Origin of the sequence: Mesorhizobium sp. M4B.F.Ca.ET.089.01.1.1 (assembly GCF_004022605.1) — a bacterium.
Classification (GTDB): Bacteria; Pseudomonadota; Alphaproteobacteria; order Rhizobiales; family Rhizobiaceae; genus Mesorhizobium; species Mesorhizobium abyssinicae.
Genome location: NZ_RZOS01001012.1, coordinates 1 through 846, shown reverse-complemented (window position 1 = coordinate 846; position 846 = coordinate 1). Strand labels below are relative to the sequence as shown.

At 60.3% G+C, this 846-nt stretch carries 1 protein-coding gene; it reads right to left on the bottom strand.

Annotated features, from left to right (window positions below; genetic code table 11):
- Positions 1–222 precede the first annotated feature (222 nt).
- A complete protein-coding gene (locus EN780_RS35690; RefSeq protein ID WP_128276567.1) occupies positions 223–579 on the bottom strand; it encodes a hypothetical protein in 357 nt (118 codons plus the stop codon).
- Positions 580–846 lie beyond the last annotated feature (267 nt).

Sequence of the window (846 nt, the reverse complement as noted above, 5' to 3'; positions counted from 1 at the left end):
GGGGAGAGGGGGCAGCGCCCCCTTTCTCCAACAGGCGAAAGAACTTCGACCCGCGCCAGCGGGGCTCCTGTCAATGAAATTTGCTGCCCAAGGAAATTGAACGAGGAGTGGCAATCTCAAGCTGATCGGCGTCGAAGAGCGCTCCGATCCAGCCGCTCGCTCTCTGCGGCGCTGTTGAGGGCGCGCTCGCGAGCGGCTGCTTGCCGCCGAGCTACACCACCTCTACGTCATCGAGAGCAGAACTGTTTGCATGTGCTCTCTGAGGTCGAGTTCCCCCCGCGCTTCGATCTGGAGAAGGTAGGTCGCCTTGGCTCGACGGTCGGCTTCACTGATCGCTGGAAACCCGCATACGGCGAGCAGCGCCTTCTCTTCGGCCCTGCTGCTCGCAGCATGGTCACTGTGCCTGCCACTCGGTTTCCGGATCGCCTTCATGAATGTCTCGTAGGCGGCCATGTGCGCTTCGATTAGCGTCGACAGCTCGTGGGATGGCTCCCGCTCCCTTGCGATGTCGATTCCAGCAACTGTCGTACCAATAACGGCGCTTCCCACTAGCATGTTGCGGCGGCTGATCCGGGACATGGTGACCTCCTGGCGCTGTGCCCGAGGCAACGATAGCATCGCGGTCGGCCTTTTCCTGTCAGGAGGCTCCAACCTTTAGATGATCTTCATTCATCGCCGCCGCACCACACTTTGGACGAAAGTCGTCAACAAGCTTGTCAGGGACAGGTCCTCCTTCTCGCTGGCCTCGGCCGTCGCTCGGATGAATGAAATCGTCGAAAAAGGCCGTGGGCTGATGTAAGTCGGAGTGCGGCCTCCCGCCTCTCCCTGATTTTCGCATCGTAATAG

Excerpts from the sequence above, each read along its gene's own strand:
- EN780_RS35690 (WP_128276567.1), bottom strand. The coding sequence starts at position 579 with ATGTCCCGGATCAGCCGCCGCAACATGCTAGTGGGAAGCGCCGTTATT.